Here is a 5,203-nt window from a genome sequence, read left to right on the forward strand (position 1 = left end):
GCCGGGGCCGCCCGGCCGCGGCCGCCGCGCGCCGGGCCTTGTCCAGGAACTGTTCGTGGGCCCCGCTGGTGAACGTGGTCCACGGCCGGAACGAGGTGCCCCGGCCGGAGATCTCGAAGGCGGCCTCGGCGTTGGTCGCCGGGTCGAACAGGTCGCGGTCCCGGTCGAGGTCGAACTGGCGGCGGCGTTCCGGCCCGAGCGCGCCGAGCATGTTGATCTGCCACAGGCCGTAGGAGTCGTCCGGCGGGGTGTCGTTGTGTGCCGTGGTCCGGCCGCTCGACTCGGCCAGCGCGATCGCGACCGCGGTGGTGAGGTCCCGGCCGCGGAAGCCGGCGTCGTGCGCGTACTCGGCGATCTGCCGTGGCGACAGCGTGGTCATGGCGCCGAGCGTGCCCCGGCCGCGCGCGGGTGATCATGGAGAGTGCACGACCGGGCACCCGGACTGCACGGATGAAACACCCGTACGGTCTCTTGTTAGCGGTCTGGTGGCGTGCCAAACTCGCGCGCCGTCAGGTTTTCTTCACCGCCGATCGCTTCGCGAAGGCCAGGGTCAACATGAAGATCGTGTTCACCGGTGAGCGGAGCCTGGTCGCCCCGCTCACCTGGGGCCAACGACAGGTCATGCGTCAGCGCAGCGCACTCAACCTCGGTCGGGTCCTGGACACCCCGCCGGTGCTGGTGCCGCTGGCCGTGGACGCGATCACCGCGCTCGTCGGCCGGCACGAGGCGCTGCGCACCAGACTGATCGGCCCCGACCGCCCGGAGGACCTGCCGGCCGACCTGGCGGACGGGGTCGCCGAGCTGGTCCGCCAGCAGGTCGCCAGCACCGGCGGGATCTCCCTGGACGTGGTGCACTGCGGCGTCGACGAGACCGCGACGGCGGTCGCGCAGGCGCGTACCCGGCTGGTGGTGCCGCCGTTCAACCACGTCGAGGAGTGGCCGCTGCGGGTGGCCGTCGTGGTGGCCGCCGACATCGTGCGGCACATCGTGCTGGCCTGCAGCCCGCTCGCGGTCGACGACCACGGCATGGAGCTGGTGGTCAAGGACCTGCGGCTGTTGTTGCGCGGCGCGCTGCCGGTCCGCTCGGCCGCCCAGCCGGTGGACGACGCCGAGCGGCAGCGCACCGATGGCGGGGAGCTCACCGAGCGCGCGATCCGGCACTGGCGCACCGAGCTGCGCCGGGCCACCCTGGTCACCGCCCCGCCCGGCGAGCCGGCCGCGGCGACCCTGCGGTCGACGACGCTGGCCAACGCCGCGCACGTGGTCGCCCAGCGGCACGGCGTGCGGCCGTCGACGGTGTACCTGGCCGCGGCCGCGAAGGTGATCGGCACGCTGACCGACCAGCACCTGGTCGCCATGCGCACGGTGGTGAGCAACCGGTTCCGCCCCGACTGCCGGGACGTGGTCGGCGCGATCGCCCAGGACGGGCTGGTCGTGCTCAACCTCGCGGTGCCCAGCTTCGGCGACCTGGTGGACCAGACCTGGCGGACCGTGGTGCGCGCGCACCGGTTCGCCCGCTACGACCCGGACAAGCTGGCCAAGGCGGTGCCCGGCCGGCCGTTCGCCAGCATCGACGTCCGGCCGCTCGGGCACCGGGAGCCGCCGCCGGCTGGTCCCCGGCCGGTCGGCGGCTGCCAGCTCACGGTCGGCCGCTCGGAGGTCAGCCTGCACGCCGACACCCCGCTGGTGCCGGTCGAGGACAGCCTGCGGGCGCTGGAGAACCTGCTGTTCTCGGCCGCCTACCAGGTGAAACCGGAAAGTGTCGGACCGGGAGCCTGATGCCCTGAATGAGGCATTCGGGACGTTCAACGCCCCGAATGACCCATTCGGGGCATGACCGAGACTCGCCAGTCGAGCCACTCCTTCGGGGCCCTGCCGGCCCGTGGCACCCGAAGACCTTTGTAGGCTGGCCGCCGGTCGAGCGAATTGAGCTGGAGGCGCAGTGGGTTCTTCGGATCTGCTCACCGTGGGCGTCGACGCCCGGGGCAGTGCGGTCGTGGTGTCGGTTCGGGGCGAGCTGGACCTGGCCACCGTGCCGGTGCTGCGTGAGCAACTGACTGGCCTGTCCGAGCTGGCTTCGGTGCCCTCGCCGCTGGTCGTCGACCTGTCCGGGCTGACCTTCATCGGCTCGGCGGGGCTGGCCCTGCTCGTCGACCTGAACAACCAGTGCGTCGAGCGCGGGGTGCTGCTCGCGCTGGTGGCCACCGGCTCGGTCGTGCCGCGCGCCATCCAGGTCACCGCACTCGACCAGGTCTTCTCCGTGCACGCCAGCCTCGACGACGCGTTGGGCACGCCGGCGGCCGAGTAGTCAGGCCGAGTGGTCAGAGCGCGAACACCAGCCGGACCGTCGTGCCCTGCTGGTCGGTCTCGATGACCACCTGATCGCACACCCCTTCCATCAGGCGGATGCCGCGGCCTCGGTTGCCCGCCGGGCCGGGGGTGCGCCAGGTGCCGAGGTCGGCCACCACGACCTCCAGCTCACCGGCGTGCACCGTGGCCGTGGTGTGCACGGTCTGCTGGTGGTCGAGCTGGTAGCCGTGCTCCAGCGCGTTGGTCCACGCCTCGCCCGCGGCCAGGCTCGCCCGCTCGATCACGTCCTGGTCGACCGACCACGCGGTGAGCCAGGTCTGCAACGCCACCCGCGCCGGCCGCAGCTGGGTCGGGTCGGCCGGGAACGACCTGGCGAACCGGGCCGCGCCGGGGGCCGCCTGGCGGTAGAGCAGCACCGCCACGTCGTCGGCGCCGGTGCGGGGACCGACGGCGCCAAGCACCCGGTCGGCCAACGCCTCCTCCGGCACCCGCCTGCCGGCGACCACGATGTCGGCCGCCGCGTCGATGCCGTCGTCGATCGGCCGGCCAGGACGCTCCACCAGGCCGTCGGTGTACAGCAGCAGCGTCGAGCCCGGGGTCAGGGTCACCGTCTGCTCCGGCCGGGGAGCCGGCACCCGCACGGCGAGCGGGACCGACGATGCCTGGTCGAGCAGGGTCCGGTGGCCGTCGGGGTCCACCACGATCGGCGGCGGATGGCCGGCGGAGCTGTAGGTGAGCACGCCGGTGTCCGGCGAGAGCCACGCGCACAGCACGGTCGTGCACGCGCCGCCCTCGAGCGTGCCGGCGAACCCGTCGAGCGCGCTCAGCGTCGCCGCCGGGCTGTTGTGCTGCAGCAACAACGCCCGGCACGCGCTGCGCAGCTGGCCCATCACGGTCGCCGCCGCCAGCCCGCGCCCGACACAGTCGCCGACCACCAGCCCAGTGCCGCCGTAGGGCAGGTCGACGATGTCGTACCAGTCGCCGCCGACCTCCAGCGGGCGCTGGGCGGGCTCGTAGCGGGCGGCGAACCCGCCGCCGGGGGTGGTCGCCGGGCTGAGGATCGACCGCTGCAGGGTGACCGCCACGGTCCGCTGCTGCTCGAAGGACCGCGCCCGGCTCAACGCCATCCCGAGCTGCCCGCACAGCGCGTGCAGCAGGTTGCGGTCGGAGCTGTTCAGCGTCGGCTCGGCGGGCAGCGCCAGCCAGACCACGGTGTGCTCGCCGAGCACGTCGATGGTGGCCCCGGCACCCGCGCCCGACCCGGTCGCGTCCGCCGGCCGGCTGGTCACCGAGAGTCCTGGCTGGTGGCGCAGGTCCTCCAGCTCCAACCGGACGTCGGCCGGCAGCGACTCCCACGGCCTGCCGGCCAGCACCGTCGGCTGTCCGGCAGGGTCCCAGGCCACCACGGTCACCACCTCGGCGCCCCAGGACGCGCCGAGGTGTTCGGTGGCCACGGCCAGTACCTCGTGCACCTCGGTGGCCCCGGCGAGCTGCTCGGCGAACCGCGCCTGGATCACCTCGCGGTCGCTCTGCTGGGCACGCAGCCGCGCCAGCTCGATGGTCGAGCGCACCCTGGCCAGCAGCTCGACCGAGGAGAACGGCTTGACCAGGTAGTCGTCCGCGCCGGCGTGCAGCGCGTCCGCGGTCGCCTTCGCGCCCGCCTTGGCCGACAGCAGGATGATCGGCACGTTGCGGGTGGTCGGGTCGCCGCGCAGCGCGTTCAGCAGCGCCAGGCCGCTCATCCTCGGCAGGTTGGCGCCGGCGAGCACCAGCGCGGGCTTCATCGCGCGGGCCAGGGCCAGCGCGGTGCCGGCGTCGGTCGTCGCCTGGATCGTCCACTGTGGACTTAACAGGCGGACGAGGTAGCCGCGCAGCTCGGCGTTGTCCTCGACGACCAGCACGGGCGGGCCGCCGTCGAGGGTGCGCGGCGGCTCCTGGACGTTGGTCAGCCAGCCGAACGCCTCCGCCAGGTGCACCTCGCGCACCCAGCCGGGATGGCGGGCCGGGGAGCTCAGCGCGCCCGCGCCGTAGGGCAGTCGCACCTCGAACGTGCTGCCGGTGTCCTCGGCGCTGTGCGCGGCCGCGGTGCCGTCGTGCAGCGCCACCAGCTCGTTGACCAGCGCGAGCCCGATGCCCGCGCCCTCGCCGGTGCGCCCGGTGTTGCCGTGCACCCGGTGGAACCTGTTGAACAGCAAGGGAAGCTGGTCGGGCGGGATGCCGATGCCGGTGTCGGTCACCGTCAGCACCACGTCGTCGGCCTCGCCGCGCAGCCGCAGGGTGATCCGGCCGTCCAGGGTGAACTTGAGCGCGTTGGAGAGCAGGTTCAGCACGATCCGCTCCCACATCTCCCGGTCGACGAAGGCCATCCTGGACAGGTCGGGACTGTCCACCTCGAACTCCAGCCCGCCGTGCTCGATGGCCGGCGCGTAGGACGTGGCGATCTCCCTGGTGAGCTGACCGAGCTCGGTGGCGACCCGGTCGGCCAGCAGGCCGCCGCTGGAGATCCGGGTGACGTCGAGGAAGTCGCTGAGCATCCGGCGCAGGCGCGCGGCGTTGCGGTAGATCAGCCGGACCCGTTCACGCTGGGCGGGCGGCAGTGGCTGGTCGGTGTCCGCGAGCGCCTCCTCGGCCGGCGCGGACACCATGGTGAGCGGGGTGCGCAGCTCGTGGCTGGCGCTGGCCAGCAGATCGCTCTTGGCGGCGTCGAGCTCCTCCAGCTCGGCCATGCGGCCGCGGTCCTGCCGGCGGGACTCGGCGGCCACGATGGCCGCGGTCGCCGCGTGCGCGACCAGGTCGGCGAGCTCGCGGGCGCGCTTGTCGTCGTCGACGCCGGCGACCAGGACGCCGAGTCCCCCTTCGGCGCCGCGGAGCGGCAGCGCGACGGCCCGCGCGG

At 73.7% G+C, this 5,203-nt stretch carries 4 protein-coding genes; 2 read left to right on the forward strand and 2 right to left on the reverse strand.

Going from position 1 to position 5,203, the window contains the following annotated elements:
- Positions 1-379: transglycosylase SLT domain-containing protein (locus ACYVIP_RS39700; RefSeq protein WP_460406147.1), on the reverse strand; the 379-nt coding region annotated here is incomplete at its 3' end.
- A gap of 176 nt (positions 380-555) precedes the next feature.
- Here ACYVIP_RS39700 and ACYVIP_RS39705 point away from each other — a divergent pair.
- Positions 556-1,779, forward strand: a complete 1,224-nt coding sequence (locus ACYVIP_RS39705; RefSeq protein ID WP_460406149.1) for a condensation domain-containing protein — start codon at positions 556-558, stop codon at positions 1,777-1,779.
- 163 nt (positions 1,780-1,942) lie between these two features.
- Positions 1,943-2,308 (forward strand): STAS domain-containing protein, encoded by a 366-nt coding sequence (locus ACYVIP_RS39710; RefSeq protein ID WP_460406151.1) that lies wholly within the window; start codon positions 1,943-1,945, stop codon positions 2,306-2,308.
- 13 nt (positions 2,309-2,321) lie between these two features.
- Here the strand turns inward: ACYVIP_RS39710 and ACYVIP_RS39715 are convergent.
- Positions 2,322-5,203 (reverse strand): SpoIIE family protein phosphatase (locus tag ACYVIP_RS39715; RefSeq protein WP_460406153.1); only part of this gene is annotated, 2,882 nt, incomplete at its 5' end.

The sequence above is a fragment of the Actinophytocola sediminis genome (assembly GCF_054779715.1).